Annotated in this window: 14 protein-coding genes and 4 pseudogenes; 9 read left to right on the top strand and 9 right to left on the bottom strand. The window is 71.1% G+C overall.

The genetic code is table 11. The annotated features are described in order from the left end of the window. A pseudogene (locus AC559T_RS27495) lies at positions 1–183 on the top strand (IS701 family transposase); the annotation flags it as partial. Between the two features lie 51 nt (positions 184–234). On the opposite strand, the gene AC559T_RS27490 reads toward AC559T_RS27495, so the two are convergent. Beyond that, positions 235–600, bottom strand: coding sequence for a phosphotransferase (locus AC559T_RS27490; protein ID WP_498870548.1), 366 nt, complete (start codon positions 598–600; stop codon positions 235–237). 113 nt (positions 601–713) lie between these two features. Then, positions 714–1130: pseudogene (locus tag AC559T_RS27485) on the bottom strand (phosphotransferase family protein); the annotation flags it as partial. Between the two features lie 167 nt (positions 1131–1297). Between AC559T_RS27485 and AC559T_RS27480 the strand changes: the two are divergent. After that, positions 1298–1654: pseudogene (locus AC559T_RS27480) on the top strand (TetR family transcriptional regulator); the annotation flags it as partial. Between the two features lie 24 nt (positions 1655–1678). Next, positions 1679–2083 carry a TetR-type transcription factor C-terminal domain-containing protein gene (locus AC559T_RS27475; protein ID WP_498870547.1) on the top strand — a complete coding sequence of 135 codons (405 nt, stop codon included), beginning with the start codon at positions 1679–1681 and terminating at the stop codon, positions 2081–2083. An 81-nt stretch (positions 2084–2164) separates the two neighbouring features. Here AC559T_RS27475 and AC559T_RS27470 read toward each other — a convergent pair whose 3' ends face one another. The 4 genes from AC559T_RS27470 to AC559T_RS27455 form a co-directional block, all read right to left on the bottom strand. After that, complete coding sequence (locus AC559T_RS27470) at positions 2165–3361, bottom strand: ABC transporter ATP-binding protein (protein WP_498870546.1); 1197 nt, start codon at positions 3359–3361, stop codon at positions 2165–2167. 8 nt (positions 3362–3369) lie between these two features. Continuing rightward, complete coding sequence (locus tag AC559T_RS27465; protein WP_275078443.1) at positions 3370–4257, bottom strand: carbohydrate ABC transporter permease; 888 nt, start codon at positions 4255–4257, stop codon at positions 3370–3372. Further along, positions 4257–5174, bottom strand: coding sequence for a carbohydrate ABC transporter permease (locus AC559T_RS27460; protein WP_165938894.1), 918 nt, complete (start codon positions 5172–5174; stop codon positions 4257–4259). The genes AC559T_RS27465 and AC559T_RS27460 overlap by 1 nt, the downstream gene beginning before the upstream one ends. 65 nt (positions 5175–5239) lie before the next feature. Next, the gene (locus AC559T_RS27455) at positions 5240–6487 is read right to left on the bottom strand and encodes an ABC transporter substrate-binding protein (protein ID WP_112107145.1); all 1248 of its coding nucleotides are present in this window, start codon (positions 6485–6487) and stop codon (positions 5240–5242) included. A 786-nt stretch (positions 6488–7273) separates the two neighbouring features. Here AC559T_RS27455 and AC559T_RS27450 point away from each other — a divergent pair. From AC559T_RS27450 to AC559T_RS27435, 4 genes are all read left to right on the top strand, one after another. Further along, positions 7274–9949 carry an FAD/NAD(P)-binding protein gene (locus tag AC559T_RS27450; protein WP_498870545.1) on the top strand — a complete coding sequence of 892 codons (2676 nt, stop codon included), beginning with the start codon at positions 7274–7276 and terminating at the stop codon, positions 9947–9949. A 98-nt stretch (positions 9950–10047) separates the two neighbouring features. Further along, positions 10048–10185, top strand: a complete 138-nt coding sequence (locus tag AC559T_RS27445; protein WP_160144297.1) for a hypothetical protein — start codon at positions 10048–10050, stop codon at positions 10183–10185. A gap of 229 nt (positions 10186–10414) precedes the next feature. Next, positions 10415–11938: a serine/threonine-protein kinase gene (locus AC559T_RS27440; RefSeq protein WP_498870544.1), complete on the top strand. Its 1524-nt coding sequence runs from the start codon at positions 10415–10417 to the stop codon at positions 11936–11938. Between the two features lie 510 nt (positions 11939–12448). Beyond that, positions 12449–13678 (top strand): PP2C family protein-serine/threonine phosphatase, encoded by a 1230-nt coding sequence (locus tag AC559T_RS27435; RefSeq protein ID WP_498870543.1) that lies wholly within the window; start codon positions 12449–12451, stop codon positions 13676–13678. A gap of 125 nt (positions 13679–13803) precedes the next feature. On the opposite strand, the pseudogene AC559T_RS27430 reads toward AC559T_RS27435, so the two are convergent. The 3 genes and pseudogenes from AC559T_RS27430 to AC559T_RS27420 form a co-directional block, all read right to left on the bottom strand. After that, a pseudogene (locus tag AC559T_RS27430) lies at positions 13804–14199 on the bottom strand (transposase); the annotation flags it as partial. Between the two features lie 262 nt (positions 14200–14461). Continuing rightward, positions 14462–14809, bottom strand: coding sequence for a hypothetical protein (locus tag AC559T_RS27425; protein ID WP_498870542.1), 348 nt, complete (start codon positions 14807–14809; stop codon positions 14462–14464). Between the two features lie 29 nt (positions 14810–14838). Next, positions 14839–15639 carry an OmpA family protein gene (locus AC559T_RS27420; protein WP_498870541.1) on the bottom strand — a complete coding sequence of 267 codons (801 nt, stop codon included), beginning with the start codon at positions 15637–15639 and terminating at the stop codon, positions 14839–14841. 324 nt (positions 15640–15963) lie between these two features. Here AC559T_RS27420 and AC559T_RS27415 point away from each other — a divergent pair, with 324 nt between their 5' ends. Both AC559T_RS27415 and AC559T_RS27410 read left to right on the top strand, forming a co-directional pair. Then, on the top strand, positions 15964–16158 hold the full coding sequence (locus AC559T_RS27415) for a hypothetical protein (RefSeq protein ID WP_131628115.1): 195 nt from the start codon (positions 15964–15966) through the stop codon (positions 16156–16158). A gap of 34 nt (positions 16159–16192) precedes the next feature. Beyond that, on the top strand, positions 16193–17347 hold the full coding sequence (locus AC559T_RS27410; protein WP_498870540.1) for an IS3 family transposase: 1155 nt from the start codon (positions 16193–16195) through the stop codon (positions 17345–17347). Positions 17348–17509 lie beyond the last annotated feature (162 nt).

The raw sequence follows: 17509 nt of genomic DNA, 5'->3' as shown, positions 1-17509 counted from the left end.
CACGCCCAGGAAACACCCCGCGAGGACCGCGGGGCGGCGGGGGAAAAATCCACGGCGCCGCATCGTCTGGCAGGACACACTGCGACAGGTCCGCGGCTGGCTGAGCCCCTGGGCGCGTCTGCAGCCGTACTGGCACCGCTGGTCCACCGCCCCACCCCCACCAGAACTGACAGCCCTGCTTGACCACGTGGGCCACTCCCACCCACTAGTCGCCCCAACCTGACCAACCAGCGACTAGGTCCACGCGTCGAGCGCGGCGTGTCCACGCTCGACCAGCGCGGGAACCACGACGCCCAGCCGCTCGAACCCGTCGCCGACGGTCAGCCCCTGCTGCAGGCGGAAGTGGATGCCCTCGAAGATCGTCGCGATCTTGTAGAAGGCGAAGCCCAGGTACCACGGAAGGTCGGACAGATCCCGGTCGGTCCTTCGGGCGTAGGAATCGACGATCACCTGGCTGTCCGGGAAGCCGGGCACGTCTCCCGGCACCGCCGCGACCGGGCTGTCCAGGCCGCGGATGCCGTCCCACCGGAGCACCGCGGAGGCGAGATCCGTGAGCGGGTCGCCCAGCGTCGCCATCTCCCAGTCGAGTACCGCGAGCACGCGCCCATCGGCCGGATCGACGGTGACGTTGTCCAGGCGGTAGTCCCCCCATGGACGATCGCCGCCGTCTGCGGGGTCGGCAACCGCCGCCCCAGGCGCGTCCCCAGCCGGACGAGCTCGGGCAGGTCGCGGCTGCGCGAGGCCGCGAACTGCGCGGCCCAGCGACGCAGCTGCCGCTCGAGATAGCCGTCCGGGCGGCCGAGGTCGGCGAGCCCCACCGCCACGAAATCCGTGCGGTGCAACCGCGTGAGGACGTCGACGAGGGCTTCCGCCAGGGCTGCCGGCACCCGGCCCGCGAGCGCCTCGAGCTGCCGCCGTTCCCGGAGCACGACACCGTCGCTGAAGTCCATGACGTAGAAGGGCGCTCCGATGATCTCAGCTCCGGCCCGCAGTCGCGGCCTCGGCACCGGGACGTCGGTGTGCTGCAGCGCGTCGAGCATGCGGTACTCGCGGTCCATGTCGTGGGCGGTGGCGAGCACGTGCCCCAGCGGGGGACGGCGCAGGATCCACCGGTCGCGGCCGCCCCTGATCAGGTACGTCAGGTTGGACCGTCCCCCCGAGAGCAGCTCGACGCGCAGCGGACCCCGAGGCGGGTCCGGCAGTAGGGTCGGGGCCCCAGGAGGGCGATCGTGGCACCAGCACGCGAGATGACACCTGAGGACCGGCTCGAACGAGAGGCGCTCGGCGGACGGCTCGGCGCGCCGCCAGCCTCACCCTGCGCGAGACCGCGCAGGCGCTCGGCGTCAGCATCGGCACCTGGAGCGCCGTCGAGAACGGTCACACGAGAATCGGCGACGACCGGCTCAGTGCGGCGGCCCGCCTCTTCGGCGCGGATCCGAAGCAGCTGCGCGCGCCGCACACCGTCGTCCCGACGCAGGCCCCGGCCCGAAGCTGGCGGGACTTCCCGCCACTGGAGCTCGCCCCGCCACTGGCCGGCGCGCTCGACGCCTTCGTCGAGCTCGGCTACCACGGCGCGAGCATCCGGGATATCGCCCAACGCGCCGGGCTCTCGGCCCCCGGGGTCTACCACCACTGGCCGACGAAGCAGCATCTCCTCGTCGCCCTGCTCGACCTGACCATGGACGACCTGCTGGAGCGCAGCCGCGCCGCCAGGGCCGAGGGCGACGGGCCGGTCGAGCGGCTCACCATGCTCGTCGAGTGCCTGAGCCTCTACCACACCCACCGTCGCCAGCTGGGCTTCATCGGCTCAAGCGAGATGCGCAGCCTCGCGGAGCCGGACCGCACCCGCATCGCCGCCGCCGCCGCCCGCCAGGACGTACAGCACATGGTCGACGACGAGGTGGTCGAGGGGTGTCGGCGCGGGCTGATGGCGACCCCGCTGCCCCGGGAGGCGGCGCGTGCCGTCGTCACCATGTGTACGGCGCTGCCGCAGTGGTGGTCGCCCGCCGGCCGCTACTCCCCCGAGCTGATCGCCAGTCAGTACGTCGACTTCGCCCTGGACGTCGTTCGCGCCATGCGTTGACATCACGCCAGACGACCTCCAGCGTTCAGGCCGATCTACCGAAGGCCGGACACCGCACTGCCACGCCATGCCGTGGCCGCGTCAGGCCGTGGCCGGGGTGTCCAGGTTGCGGCCGGTGTCGGGGTCGAACAGGTGCAGCTGGTGGACGTTCAGCCACAGCTCGGCCTTCTCGCCCTCCCGGATCCGGCTGGCCGCGTCGAGCCGGGCGACCACCTGTTCCGCCTTGCCGGACAGCTCGACCGTGCCCGCGTCGTGGGCCAGCTCCTCCAGGTCGGCGGTCCGGGCCTGCCCACCCGCCAGGGTGAAGTAGGCGAAGCTGTCCGAGCCGAGCCGCTCCAGCACGTCCACCGTGACCGTGAACCGCAGTCCCGGACGGTCCTTCGCCTGCTCCAGCGCCGCGTCCTCGAAGTGCTCGGGCCGCGCCCCGACGATCAGCGACCGGCGGTCGGCCGCCGCCCCGGTCCAGCCATCCAGCAGCCGCCGCTGGCGCTCGTCCGGGACGATCGCCCCGAGAGGGGTGCGCAGCTCGCCCTCCTCGACGGTCGCCGGCACGAAGTTCATCGCGGGTGAGCCGATGAAACCGGCCACGAACACCGTCGCCGGCCGGCTGTACAGCTCGGTCGGCGTGCCGACCTGCTGGATCCGCCCGGACCGCAGCACCGCCACCCGGTCGCCCAGCGTCATCGCCTCGGTCTGGTCGTGGGTGACGTACACCATGGTCGTGCCGAGCCGGTTCTGGATGCGGGACACCTCGGTGCGCATCTGCACCCGCAGCTTGGCGTCCAGGTTGGACAGCGGCTCGTCCATCAGGAACGCCTTCGGGGAGCGGACGATCGCGCGGCCCATCGCGACCCGCTGCCGCTGCCCACCGGAGAGCTGGGCCGGCCTGCGGTCCAGGTGCTCGGTGAGGTCGAGCACCCGGGCGGCCTCCTCGACCTTCTGGTCGATCTCCTCCTTCGGCCGTTTCGCCAGCGCCAGGGCGAAGCCCATGTTCTTCCGGACCGACATGTGCGGGTACAGGGCGTAGCTCTGGAACACCATGGCGATGTCGCGGTCCTTCGGCGCCAGGTCGTTGACCACCTTGCCGCCGATCCGCAGCTCGCCGGAGGAGATGTCCTCCAGGCCGGCGATCATGTTCAGGGTGGTCGACTTCCCGCACCCGGACGGGCCGACGAGGATGACGAACTCGCCGTCCGCGATGGAGAGGCTGGCGTCGTCCACCGCGAGCCGGCCGTCCGGGAACCGCTTGGTGACGTGGTCTAGAACGATGTCGGCCATGGGCGGGCCTATCCCTTCACCGCGCCGGAGGTCAGCCCGGCGACGATCCGACGTTGGAACAGCAGCACGAAAACGATGATCGGGATGGTGATGACGACGGCCGCCGCCGCGATCGACCCGATCGGCTGGGCGAACTGCGACGCGCCGGTGAAGAACGCGATGGCGGCCGGAACGGTCCGCGACTGCTCCGTCGACGTCAGCGAGATGGCGAACAGGAAGTCGTTCCAGCAGAAGATGAAGACCAGGATCGCGGTGGTCACCATACCCGGCGCGGCCAGCGGGGCGATGACCCGCAGGAACGCCTGCCGCGGGGTGGCTCCGTCGACCTGCGCGGCCTTCTCCAGGTCCCAGGGGATCTCCCGGAAGAACGCCGACAACGTGTAGATGGCCAGCGGCAGGGAGAACGTCAGGTACGGGATGATCAGCCCGAGCCAGGTGTCGAAGATGCCGATCTGGCGCCACAGGTTGAACAGTGGGCTGACCAGGGAGATCTGCGGGAACATGGCGATCAGCAGGGCCAGGCCGACGAGCAGCCGCTTGCCGGGGAATTCGAGCCGGGCTATCGCGTAGGCGGCCATCGAGCCGAGAACCACCGCGAGCGCGGTGGAGATGAGCGCGATCCCGAGGCTGTTCAGCAGTGCCCGGGTGAACAGGGACTCGCCGAAGATCTCCCGGTAGTTCTCGAAGGTCCACTCCTGCGGGATGAAGCTGCCGTCGGTGATGCTGGCCGGGGTCTTGAACGACAGCGACACCAGCCACAGCAACGGCACCAGCGACATCCCGACGATGACGAGGTTCGCGGCCGACCAGCCGAGCAGCGCGGTGCGGTCCCGCGACGGGCGCCGGGCGCGCGCCGCGGCGGGGCCGGCGGCGGGAGCGGAGGTGACGGTGGTCATCAGCGGTGGCCCTCCCCACCGGGCGCGGCGGCGCCGAACCCCTTGACGAAAACGAACGCCACGAGCGCCACGACGAGGAAGATGAGCACCGACAACGAGGAGCCGACACCCAGGTTCAGCGCCGTGAACAGGTTGTCGTAACCCAGGATCGACACCGACCGGGTGTCGTACGCCCCGGCGGTCAGCACGTAGATGCTGTCGAAGATGCGGAACGCGTCCAGCACCCGGAACAGCAGCGCGACCAGGATCGCCGGCTTCATCAACGGCAGGATCACCCGGGTCAGCCGCTGCCAGGCGGTCGCCCCGTCGACCTTCGCCGCCCGCAGCAGGTCCTCCGGAACCAGCGCCAGCCCGGCGAGCAGCAGCAGCGCCATGAACGGCGTCGTCTTCCACACCTCGGCCAGGACGATCACGGCGATGCCGTGGACCTGCGAGGTCAGCGGGGCGGCGTCACCGAACAGGCCGGACAGATAGCCGGTGTCCGGTGTCCACGCGTACCGCCAGCCGAACGCGGCCACCACGGTCACGATCCCGTACGGAATGAGGATCACCGTCCGGATCAGCCCGCGGCCGATCAGTGCCCGGTGCATCGCCAGCGCGAGCGCCAGCCCGAGCACGAACTGAATCGCCACCGAGATGACCGCGATGATCACGGTCACCGCGAGTGCCTGCCACCACAGCGGCGAGGTCAGCACAGTCGCGTAGTTCGTCAGCCCGACGAACTCGGAGTCGGCGGGGAACCGCAGGTCATAGCGGTGCAGCGACAGATAGACCGCGTACCCGACGGGATAGCCGGTCACGGCCAGGATGACGACGACCGCCGGCGCGCACAGCGCCCAGCCGAGCCGGCGTTCGGCTCGTGCCCGCGCCGAAAGCGGAGCTTTCCGCCGCGTCCCCGGCTCGCTCGGACTGCGCACGTCGCCGCGCTCCTGCCCTCGCCGCTCGGACAGGCGCCGCGCGCCAGGCTCCGCTCCGTTCGCGGTCACGGCACCAGTCCCTTCGACTCGAGGGCGTCGGCGATCGCCCCGCGCAGCTGCCCGAGCCTGCCGAGACTCGCCGAGGACGGCGGTGAGAGGGTGTGCGCGATCTGCAGCGACACGCTCTGGTAGGCCGGCGTCCGCGGCCGCACGCTGGCGTTCTGCAGCGCCGTGTAGATGGCCGACGCGAACGGGTAGCCGCCGTCGATGAACTCCTGGTCGGTGTAGAGGTCCTCGAGGGTCGGCGGGAGCCCGCCGTCGATCGCGTCGCGGATCTGGTTGTCCCGGCCGGTCAGGCACGCGATCGCGGCGGCCGCGGCGGCCCGGTGCGGGCTGTAGGCGCCGATCGCGAGGTTGTACCCGCCGATCGTGCTGTGCGACGGCTGACCGGGCACCAGCGTCGGCCACTGTGCCCAGCCGATCTGCTCGGCCAGCCGCGGGTTGTTCTGCCGGGCCGACGGATAGATGAACGGGTAGTTCAGCTGGAAGGCGGCCGAACCCGTCTCGAACGCGAGCCTGTTGTCGTCCTCCCGCTGGTTCGACCAGGACGGGTCGGCGGCCGGTGAGTGCGCCAGCGCCCGGATCGCCTCGACGGCCCGCTGCGCCGGCGTGCCGAGCACCACCTGGGTGCCGTCCTCGTTGAGGATCTGGCCGCCGGCCGAGGCCACCAGTGAGTTGAACAGCACGGTGTAGCCCTCGTACTGGGCACCCTGTACCTCGACGTGGTGCGGCTTGCCCTGCTCGGCCAGCCGCCGGGCGTCCGCCAGCATCTCGTCCCAGGTCCGCGGCGGCCGCGGCACCAGATCCTTGCGGTACCACAGGAGCTGGACGTTGGTGTTCAGCGGCACGGCGTGGAGCTGGTTCTCCCAGGTGCCGGTCCGCACCGCGGCCGGCAGCATCCCGTCGGTGAGCCGCCTGGCCTCCGCCGCCGGGAACGGCACGATCCAGCCGGCTTCGGCGAACTCGGCGGTCCAGGTCACGTCCAGCGCGAGGATGTCCATCGAGGAGTCCTCGGCGGCGAGCCGCCGCACCAGCTGCTGGCGCTGCCCGTCCGAATCGTTCGGCAGCATGTTGACGCCGATCGTGTACCGGCCGTTCGACGCGGCCGAGCAGTCCGCGGCCGCCTTCGCGAACGAACCGGACGACTCGTTGTAGACGTACCAGGTCAGCCGCACCGGGCCGCGGCCAGCTCCGTCACCGGAACCGCCGCAGGCGCCCAGGGCCAGCACCGCGGCCAGTACCAGCGCTCCCATGGCGGCCGCCGTGGACCGGCCGCCCCGGCCTCTCGGAGTGCCGCGGCTCGGCGTGTCACGGCTCGGCGTACCGCGGGCGGATCCGGGCGTACCGCGGGCGGATCCAGGCGTTTCCGGATCGTGGCCGAGATGCCGGCCGACTCCGTGAGGTTCACGGGGTCGACGGGCTTGTCGGATTCCCATAGGCCGTGCTCACCACCCCACATCGCGCCACCGGAAGCGACGCGCGGACAGCAGACGTTCAAAGCCGGAGGGTGTCCGGCGGCTACCGCGCTGACAGTCGCACCACGTCGTCCCCGGGCCGTGCATCCTACGGTCGGCCGACCGTAGGTGGCTCCGCCATTCCCGGGCGCATGACGACGTAAACGTGCTGTCACGGGAGCATTTCGTAAGGCACACATCCCGCTGCCTTGTGTAAATCGCGCGGCAGCTTCATCTCGGTCTCGATGCTCTCGACCCGTGGGGCTCGCCGGCATCTGGACCGACATCTGGACGCCCTCGCGGATCTCGAGACCGGGTGGGCGGACGCGGCGAACGGGCGGACATGCCTGTCAGCGGTCGGACATCGACCCGATCGACCACCGTGCACCAGAGCTGGGACGCATGTTCACATCATTCCAGCACGGGCTCCGGTACCCGGCTCTCCGCACGTTGATCGTTCGGGACGGTCTGTCGATCTGGGTCACGGCCTGCCACACCTGGGCTTAACCTGGTATCAACCGGAATAAACGGGGAAGGAGATCTCTCTGTGACCAGGTGTCCGCACGCATACTGTCGACGGTCCCGATGAGTGCGCCGGTGGTCGTCGCGGTGGTGGGTGGCGGGGCGAGCGGTTGCCTCGCGACAACCCAACTGGCAAGGTCCGTGGCGGTTACCGGCCGTAGGTTCACGATATTGCTCGTCGAGTCGGACGACGTCGGTGAGGGCCTGGCTTATCGGACGCGAGATCCGCGGCACCGGCTCAATGTCCCGGCCGCGAAGATGAGCGCGTTCGACGATGACCCGCAGCACTTCCTGCGCTGGCTTCGCCGGCACGTCGCGGTCGACTTTCCTTCCGGTGGCTTCGCGCCCCGCCAGTTCTACGCCGACTACCTCCGCCACACGCTGGAGGAGACGCTGCGCGCCGCGACCGGGGTGCGCTGCGAGCGGGTGTGCGCCCGCGCGACGGACGTCCGCCGGCACGGCCGCCGGCTGCGGCTGACGCTCGACGACGGGACCAGCCATCCGGTCGACGCCGTCGTCCTCGCGCTCGGGCACGGTGCTCCGACGACGTCGTGGGCTCCGCCGGCGCTGGCCCGGTCGCCGCGGTTCGTCAGTGATCCGTGGCGGGCCGATTCCCAGCCTCGCGTCCCGGCCGGCAGCGACGTGCTCCTTGTCGGCTCGGGCCTGACCATGGCCGACATGGCCCAGCGCTGGAGCCGGGCCGGCGTGCGCCTGCACGTGACCTCGCGTCATGGGCTGCTTCCGCTCCCCCACGCGCTGGACCCGGCGCCGCCGCTCGCCGCCCCGGAGCTGCCCGACGGTCCGGTGAGCCTCGCCCGGGCCCGCCACCTTGTCTTCGATCACATCCGCGCGGCCGGTGGCGACTGGCGGCGAGCCGTGGACGGGCTGCGCCCGGTGACGGCCGAGCTGTGGTCACGGCTGGACGCGGCTGCCCGGTCGAGCTTCGTCGCCACGACGATGCGGTGCTGGGACCAGGTCCGGCACCGCGTCGACCCCGCGGTCCACGCCTGGCTGGAGCAGCGCCGCGCCGAGGGATCGCTGGTCGTGCACGCCGCGCGGGTCGTCGACGCCCGGGAGACCGCGGCCGGCGTCGAGGTCTCGCTGAGTGACGGCTCCCGGGTGCTCGCCGCGGCCGTGGTCAACTGCACCGGTGCGGGCGCCGGCGTGCGGACCAGTCATGATCCCCTGGTCATGAACCTGCTCGCCTCCGGCCTGGCTACCCCGGACAGCCTGGACCTGGGCTTCGCCACCGAGGGGTCCGGGCGGCTGGTCGCGGCCGACGGACCCCGGCCGGCGATCTGGGCCATCGGGCCGTTGCGGCGGGGGGAGCTGTGGGAGAGCACGGCGATCCCCGAGATCCGCGGCCAGGCGGCCGCGCTCGCCCGCGCCGTCGTGGCCGCCCTGCCCGGGCCACGGGTCGTCCGGCGGGTGCGCGACCCCTATGGTTTGCCCCTCACCGCCAGCCCGGAGGCGGCCGACCGCTATGTCGCCGGGCTCGGACAGATCCTGCGGGTGCGGTCCGGAGCCGAGACGCTGGTCGCCGAGGCGGTCGCGGCCGACCCCCAGTTCGCCCTCGGGCAGGCGGTACTGGCCCTGCTCGGTGCCGAATGGGGCGCCGACGTCGACGTGGAGACGGCCCTGCGGGACGCACAACGCCACGCCGCCCGGGCCGACGAGCGTGAGCGGCGCTTCATCGAGGTGGTCGCCGCCCGTATCCGCGAGCCGGGGGCCGGTTCGGCCGCGGCCCTGCTGAGCTACATCCACGCCTACCCGGAAGACGCGCTGGCCGTCAGCATCGCCGTGCCGACGATCGCGTTCAGCGGCGCGACGGAGATCCCTGCCGAGGCCTGGGCCCTGGTCGAAGGACTGGCGGCCGTCTACCGCGACGACTGGTGGTACCGGGGGCTGCTCGCCTTCACCCGCCAGGAGCAGGAGAACTGGGACGAGGCGGCCGAGCTCGCCGCACTGGCGCTGGCCGTCGAACCGACCGCCGGCCACGCCGTCCACGCGAAGACCCACGTCCACTACGAGACCGGCGACCACGAGGCCGGGCTGGCCTGGTTGGACGCCTGGATCTCGACCTGCGGGTCGGATTCGTCGCACCGGGCGCACTTCGCCTGGCACGCGGCCCTGCACGAACTCGCGCTCGGTGACGACAGCGCGGCCCGGGCTCGTTTCTCGACCCAGCTCTCGCCGCCGGCCGTCTCCGGCGTCCGGGCGCTGATCGACTCCGCGTCGCTGCTGTGGCGCGGCTTCGCGGCCGGCGCCTGGACGTCGGTGGAACTCGGACCGGTGCTGGAGACCGTCCCCGGCACGTTGCTCGTCGATCCGCCGACACCCTTCGTCGGGCTGCACTCGGCGGTCGCCCTCGCCGCCGCGGGCGACTGCCGCCGACTCGCGCAACTGCGCCGGTCCGCGGCCGCCCGGACCAGCCAGGTGTTCACCGAAACCGTCGCGCCACTGGCCGACGCCCTGATGCACCTCCTGCACGGTGATCCCGACCGGGCCACCGACGCGCTGATCGCCCTGCCCGGCGTCGAGCGGCTCGGGGGCAGCGCCGCCCAGCGCGAGATCGTCGAGGACACCACGATCTACTGCGCCATCCAGGCCAACCGACCCAACATCGCCCGGTCACTTCTGCAGAACCGACTCGAGCGCCGCTGCTCCCCCCGCGACGTCCACCGCCGTGCGCAGCTCCTCACCGGCCAGCAGACCGCGCGCTCGTCACCGAGCGAGTGACCGGTGGTTCGACCCGGGCCGGTGGGTGGTGGACGGAGCCTGGAGGCTGTCCGTGCGACCGCTCCTCGTGACCGACCAGCCCTCAGGGTCCGCCCGAGGTGGTCGCGCGCACCCCGGGCTACATGGCCTGGTTCGGCCAGTTCGTGCAGGTAGACGGCGCCGCCCGGCTGCTGACAGACGACGAACGCGATGCCCTGCTTGCCGCGGCGGACAAGACGGGTCGGTCCGGCCCGTGACACTCGCCGAAGCCCGCGGGGTGTCGACGAGGCCGGGGCAGGCGGCACTGACGTGGATCCCTCGTGCCGCAAGGGCCGGACAGCGTACGGACCAGGCCCTCTGTGGCGTCGAACCGGAAGTCGACACTCACCGGATGCGGGACCTCGCGGGGATACGGCGTGAACGTGCGGGCATGTACGGCGGACGCGCTCGGGGCGGGTGCGGCGACGTCGAGAGGCTGGGGCATCGGTGAAGGCGCTGCGCCACGGAGATCCTGCATCCGTCGGTCCGTTCCAGCTCGCCGCGCGGCTGGGCCGCGGCGGGATGGGTGTGGTCTACCTGGGAGTGGACGCCGCGGGCCGGCAGGCCGCCGTGAAGGTCCTGCGGGACGAGTACGCCGACGATCCGGACTTCGTCCGACGCTTCAGCAGGGAGGTGGCCGCGGCAGCGGCGATCGACAGCCCGCGGGTGGCGCGGCTACTCGATGCCGACCCCCAAGCGGAGCAGCCATGGCTGGCCGCGGAGTACGTCCCGGGATCCGACCTGCTGACGGCGGTCGCCAGGCACGGCCCACTGCCGGCGGACCGTCTGCGGAGACTGGCGATCGAGCTGGCCTCGGCGCTGGTCGCCATCCATCAGGCCGGAGTGGTGCACCGCGACCTGAAACCGGGCAACGTCATGCTGGCCCCCGACGGCGCGAAGGTCATCGACTTCGGCATTGCCGCCGGGCTCCCCGGCACCGTCACCGCGACCGGGGTGGTTCTCGGCAGCGTTGGATACATGGCCCCGGAGCTTCTCGACACAGCCGACCGCCCCGGGCCCGCCGCGGACGTCTTCGCCCTGGGGCTCACCCTCGCCTACGCGGCCGCCGGGAGGGCTCCGTTCGGCGACGGTCCGCTTAGTTCCCTCCTCTACCGGACGGTCCATGCCGAGCCCGACCTGACGGCTCTCCCGCGACACCTGCGAACGGTGGTCGCCGCGACAGTGCGCAAGCAGCCCGACCGCCGTCCGAGCGCGAGCCGCCTCCTCGGCGAATTGTCCACCGCCTCGCCCGCAGGCGGACCCCCGACAGCGCCGATCGCAGAGCCCGCAGAGCCACCCGCAGAGCGTCTGGCCCAGGCTCCGCCGCCCCGGCGGTCCTCCCCCGCTGGTTCCTCGGCAGCATCCTCGCCCCTGCCGTCCGCACGGTTCTCGATCGTGGACCTGGACACCGTTCCCGACGGACTCACCGCCTCCCCACCAGCCGAGCCGGCCACCGCGCACACCGCTGCGGATGCGGGCGGCCGTAGGCGTCGCCGTGCGCTGGTACCCGTCGCCGGGATGCTCGTCGCCCTCGCCGCTGCGGCCAGCCTGCTGGCGGCATCCGACCCTGAAACGGCGGTCCAGCCCCCCGCGGCCGCCCACGGCACCACTCCAAAGGCCATGCACTCCTCGCCGCCGACCTCCCGCCCATCGGCCGACACAACCGCCCCGCCCGACGGCGAGTCCACGGTTGGGCAGGATGCCGGCTCCTCCGGCGGGGCTGCGTCCACGCACACCACCGGGAGCGCCGCGACCAGCGCGCAAGGTGCCCCGGCCGTGACAGGTCAGCCAGTAGCCGCCGCCCCGGCGTCGGACTGCGCCGCGTCCGGAACCGACGGGGCGGCCTCGGATGGCGCTTGTGAGTCGAACGAGGACGGCGGCGGCTCGCAGACCGCCGCCCGAAACAGGGGCCACGGGCCTCCGCCCTGGGCCGGTCAGTCAGGAAGGCCGGAGGCGCTGCTCTCCCGCTGATCCCAGCCCTCAGGGTGTGCCTGCCAGGGGGATATCGTCCGCGAACTCGCCGCCACCGTCTGACCGCCGGTCGCCGGGATGCGAGCATGCGCTGCTTCCTCATACCGCAACAACGCCCGACAGACCCACTCGGACCGTGCCGCGCAGGAAGTCCACCGGTGTGGGTCAAGGCGCGGCACCGGGCCGCGCCGCATGTATCACCCGAGCAGACGGGCTGGCAGTCAGTTGCGGAGTACGTGTGGTCGACCGCCCAATCTGTACGGTTGCGTCCGCTGTGAACCAAACGTCGCCGCTTCTTTGGAGGTCGGGAGCGGCGCCAGCGCCGACCGGCGGCAGGATTTGCTATCGGGAGCTGACCGCCGCGGCTACGGCGACGACATCATCGATCATTGTCCGGCAGACAGCCGCGGTGGCGGACTGCGCCAATACGTCAGTGTCGGCGCATTCCGTCCTGCGGTTCTACCGTTGGGAGGTCAGATATCCGATGGTGCGTCGTCGAGGTGGTAGCGGGTGGGAGAGCCGAGGATCGACTATGAGGCCGTTTTTCGGGTTCTCCCCAGCCCGACCGTGCTACTGACCCCTGAATTAATCATACTTGCCGCCAACGAGGCATATCTTTCTGTATCAGGGCGTACGCGCGAGAACCTGCTGGGACGCTACCTGTTCGACGCTTTCCCGGACAATCCGGAGTACCCGTCCGCGTCAGCGGTGCGCGCACTTGGCGCGTCGCTACGGCGAGTGCTGGCCACCGGGAAGCGCGACACCATGGCGGTCCAGCGTTACGACGTGGAGGCGCCAGGGCGTCCAGCTGTGTTCGAGGAGCGGTACTGGAGCACGGTCAACACTCCGGTGCTTGATCCTGACGGGCAGGTGGCGCTGGTGGTGCACCGGGTGGAGGAGGCGACCGACCTCGTCCGCATGTGCGCCGGAGAAATGGGAGACGACCGGCAGCACACGCTGGAGGCGGAACTGCTGGCCCGTGCTCGGGAGCTACACGAAGGCAACGAGCAGCTGCGTCGAACTCACGCTCGGGAACGCGAGGTGGCCCTGGCCCTCCAGGAAGCAATGCTGCCCACGCCCGCACCGACCGGGCGCGTCAAGGCGGCAGTGCGGTACCGGCCCGCCGCCAGCACGATGAACGTGTGCGGCGACTGGTACGAACTGGTGGAGCTATCCGAGGACCGCGTCGCGGTGGCCGTGGGCGACGTCGTCGGCCACGGACTGTCGGCCACGGGCACGATGGGCCAACTGCGCAGCGCACTGAGCGCCATGGTCCGAGTGGCCGACGGGCCCGCAGCCGCCCTGGACGTGCTGGACCTGTACGCACGGTCGGTAGAAGGCGCCGAGTCGACCACCGTCGTGCAGGCGGTCGCCGACTACGACACGCTCACCGTCACCTACAGCCGGGCAGGTCATCCGCCGCCGGCACTGGCGCACGTCGGCGGCGCCATCGAGTTCCTCGACCAGACCGTCGACCCGCCGCTGGGCGCGAGCCCGGAACACCTGCCCCGGTCCCAGGCCACCGCGACGTTCGCGGTCGGCGCCACGCTGACGCTGTATACCGACGGCCTGATCGAACGCCGCGGGGAGAACATCGACGTCGGGTTGTCCCGTCTTGCCGCCAGCCTCCGCCGCAACCCGGGACTCGATCCGGAGGCACTGGCCGATGCGCTGCTGGCCGAGGTGGGCGCGGACAGCGAGCCAGCCGACGACACCGCCGTCGTCGTCATCCGGCTCTGATTGAACCGCCGGCGTGTCCGGGGTGCATCAGAATCTCCGGACACACCGAGGGGATTCAACCGAGCGCTGGATCAGGTCACGCCCATGGGCGTGGTCCACGGAGAGTGACTCCGCGTGATCCTGGTTCAGGTTATGCAGGGGAGGGCTTCGGGTGTCACGCTGATCTCGGGTGTGTCGGCGGTTTTCTGAGCGGGGTCGGTTCTGGCGAGAATTTCCAGGCCGATGTAACGGTGGGTTTCGATCCACTCATCGTGTTGTTCGGCGAGTACGGCGCCGACGAGCCGTATGATGGCCTCACGGCTGGGGAAGATACCCACGACGTCGGCGCGGCGGCGGATTTCCCTTTTCAGGCGCTCCTGCGGGTTCGAGGACCAGATCTTCCGCCAGACCTCCCGCGGGTAGGCGGTGAACGCGAGGAGATCCGCTTTCGCGTCGGAGAGATGGTCGGCAACCTTCGGGAGTTTCTCGGTGAGTGCATCGACGACCCGGTAGAACTGCACGCTGACCTCAGCCGCGGCGGGGTCGTGGAGCGCCGCCTGGTCGTCGACACCCTGCGTGCCTATGAACGCGCCGCCGGCAAGCGAGCCCCACCCGCGAGCTGAGCCGGTCGCGGTCAAGCGCGACATGCGTTCATGAACGGTCGAGGGTGCCATGCGCTCCCAAGCGGTCGCCGAGGCGGCCGGCGGTGGCGCGACTGGAGGATCACCGGCGGACCAGGTCCGCGCGACTCCGTGAGGTGAACCCGTCCCGGCCGATCGCCGGGGCAGGCTCCCCCGGGCGTCATCACGGGGGCAGCTGGGCGCGAATCGTCGCGGCGACGTGCTCGGCGTCGGGGGTGCCGACGACGAGCCGGCGGAAACCGCGACCTGGCCGGAGCGTGACGATCACGGCGGGCTGGCGGAAGCGGCGGAGCGCGACGAAGTCCTTGCCGCCTCGGTAACGCCAGGTGCCGAGGGCGCCGATGCCAGGTGCCGCGGTTCCGGGCGCCCGCCAGCCCCGGACTTCTCGGAGGGGTTTCGCGACGGCGTTCACGTCGAGCACGTCGTCCACGGCCACCGAGACGTTGCCGTGGAGAGCCGCGACCCGTTCAAGCAACGACAGGGCGACGTCGATCCGCCCGTCAGCGATCACAAGCCGGGCATCCCGCGGACCTTCCTCGATCAGGCGGCGGGGAGCCGCAGGACGATCTCGACCCGCCGGTTGAACGCCTGGCCTTCGGGGTCGGGCGTGCCGTCCGGGTTGGAGTTCTCGGCGATCGGCTGGCCGCTGCCCAGCCCGATGGCGGTCGCTGTGGTGGCGTTGACGTCGTGGCCGGTCAGGTACTGGCGGACCACGGCGGCCCGGCGTTCGGACAGCTGCTGGTTCGCGCCGGCGGTGCCGGTGGAGTCGGTGTGGCCGCGTACCTGGATCTCGCCGCCGGCGAACGTAGAGTTGATCAGCCGGATGGTGTTGTCCACGGTGTCGGTGCTGCCGATCTGGTCGCTGCCGGTGGCGAAGAGGTTGTCGCTGTTGAAGACGACGATGACGACCTTCGTGCCGGCGTCGTCGCGGGCCAGGAGCAGGCTTCCCGAGATGCCGTCGAGGTTGACGTCGATCGACCCGGGAAGTCGGTAGAGGGAGCCCTCGACGAGGCGGCTGCCGTCTTCCGGCTCGTTGGGAGTCGTGATCTCGCACGGGATGCGCAGCACCAGCCCGCCACCGAAGTCCTGGGTGCCGCAGGTCGGGTCGAGCTGCCCGTCGCCGCCGTAGTCGTCCAGGCCGGGCTGCGCTCCCGGCGGGAGCGGAGTCGCCGACTCTTCCGGCGCGGCCTCTGTCGTCGGCGTGGCCGTCGCCGCGACCGGCGGGCTCGAACTGCTGGCCGCCCTGGTCTCCGGCGTCTCGTCCGAACCGCCGCAGCCGGCGCCGACCGCCATGATCAGCACCGCCGACGCGAGCAGACGCCGCCTGTGGTGTCGATTCATCTGTCCCCCACCCCCCGAGATTGGAGGGGAGCATACGGGCGAAAGGCCTGCTGGACGTACCAGCTGCCGCACACGCGACAGGAAGTGGCTCCCGCGGAGACCACCGGGAAGAGACGATCGATCAGGACCGGGACGGCGTTGGGCGTGCTGCGTGCGCGGCTGGTCGACGGCCTGCTCTCGGGTGGGTGAACCCGGAGGGCAGAGGTCGAGGCGGCGTTCCGGGCGGTGCCACGGCACCCGCCGTCGACGGCAGCCACCAGGCCCGGCCCCGCCCGCGGGGCGATCACACACCGGCCGCCGGAGCCGGCTCACCCGGGTGGCGGGATGGTGTCGACCCGTCAGCGTGAGTATCCCGGTGGTCGCGCGCGGGCGGCTGCCGCGCAGTTCGTCACCGCTGAGCGTGACCTCGCCGCGCAGGCCAGCGACGGCAACGCGGATGAGCGCGTTCCCCGCGTCGGGCAATGGGCTCACCCGGTACTCGACCTGCACCCGCCCATAGCTCGTGGCCCAGCCGGGTGACCATACCCGCGCTTCCCGGACCGTGCTCCGGGCCATGGTGACGTCACGTTCGACCACCTCGACGATCGAGTCCGGATCGGGCCGCACGAAATTCATCCATTCACGGAGTTCTCCCCCGGAACGCAGCCGTTCGATCTCGTTCGGCGTCGAGGCGAGGACGGCCTCGACCCGAACAGGAGCAGCCGGAACTCGTAGCTCCGCGGCCACACCCGCAATCCATCCAGGACGACGGCGATGCCGGGCCCTCGGCGAGCACGGTGTAGCGCCGCACTCCGCCCGGAATCAGGACCTGGCCGGCCCCCGGGCGTTGGAGGCGGCCGAACGCGCCCGGGTCCTGGCCGTGCTGCACGACCCGCGGTTCGCTGACGCCAGCCCGGCGCAGGTCTGGGCAACCCTGCTCGACAAGGGCGTCTACCTGTGTTCGCAGCGCACCATGTACCGGCTGCTCGCCGAACGCGGCGAGACCGGCGACCGCCGCGCCCAGGCCCTCCACCCGCCCAAGGTCAAACCCGAGCTCCTCGCCGCCGGGCCGAACGAGGTCTGGACCTGGGACATCACCAAACTCCCCGGCCCGCAGAAATGGACCTCCTACTATCTGTACGTCATCCTGGACGTCTACAGCCGGTATGTGGTCGGCTGGACGCTTGCCGACAAAGAATCAGCCGCTCTCGCCGAGAACCTGATCGCCGCCACCTGCGACAAACAGAACGTCTCTCCCGGGCGGCTCACCGTGCACGCCGACCACGGCAGCTCCACGACCTCGAAACCCGTCGCTTTCCTGTTCGCCGACCTCGGGATAGTCCAGTCCCACTCCCGGCCCAGGACATCCAACGATAACCCCTACTCCGAGTCCCAGTTCAAGACTTTGAAGTACCGGCCGGGTTATCCCCGCACGTTCGACAGCATCGAAACCGCACGCGCCTGGTGCCGCGAGTTCTTCGACTACTACAACGCCGACCATCGGCACTCCGGGATCGGTCTGCTCACCCCCGCGACCGTCCACCACGGCCAGGCCGAGACCGTCCAGGCCGCCCGCGCCGAGGTCCTCGCCGCCGCCTACGCCACCCGACCGGACCGGTTCGTCCGCCGCCCACCGACACCACCACCGCTGCCGACACCAGCCTGGATCAACCCACCCGAACAGACCCACGACCAGCCAACCGCCGACACGGAACACCCAGCTCAGTAGTTCCTACAAGATCTTGCCCCGATCAGGTTGACGGGTTCCGCCCCTCGCTCGCGGACGGCGTCCCAGCAGCAGTGCCGTTTCCTCACGAGCCTGGTCGACGTACCTCCTGGCGCGATCCACCCACACATCCTCTCGTTGCCCCCAATGCGGCGTAACTACTAT

It is taken from the genome of Frankia sp. Hr75.2, from assembly GCF_949319125.1.
Taxonomy (GTDB): Bacteria; Actinomycetota; Actinomycetes; order Frankiales; family Frankiaceae; genus Parafrankia; species Parafrankia soli.
The sequence above is the reverse complement of the archived record's forward strand: the minus strand, read 5'-3'. Positions and strand labels throughout refer to the sequence as shown.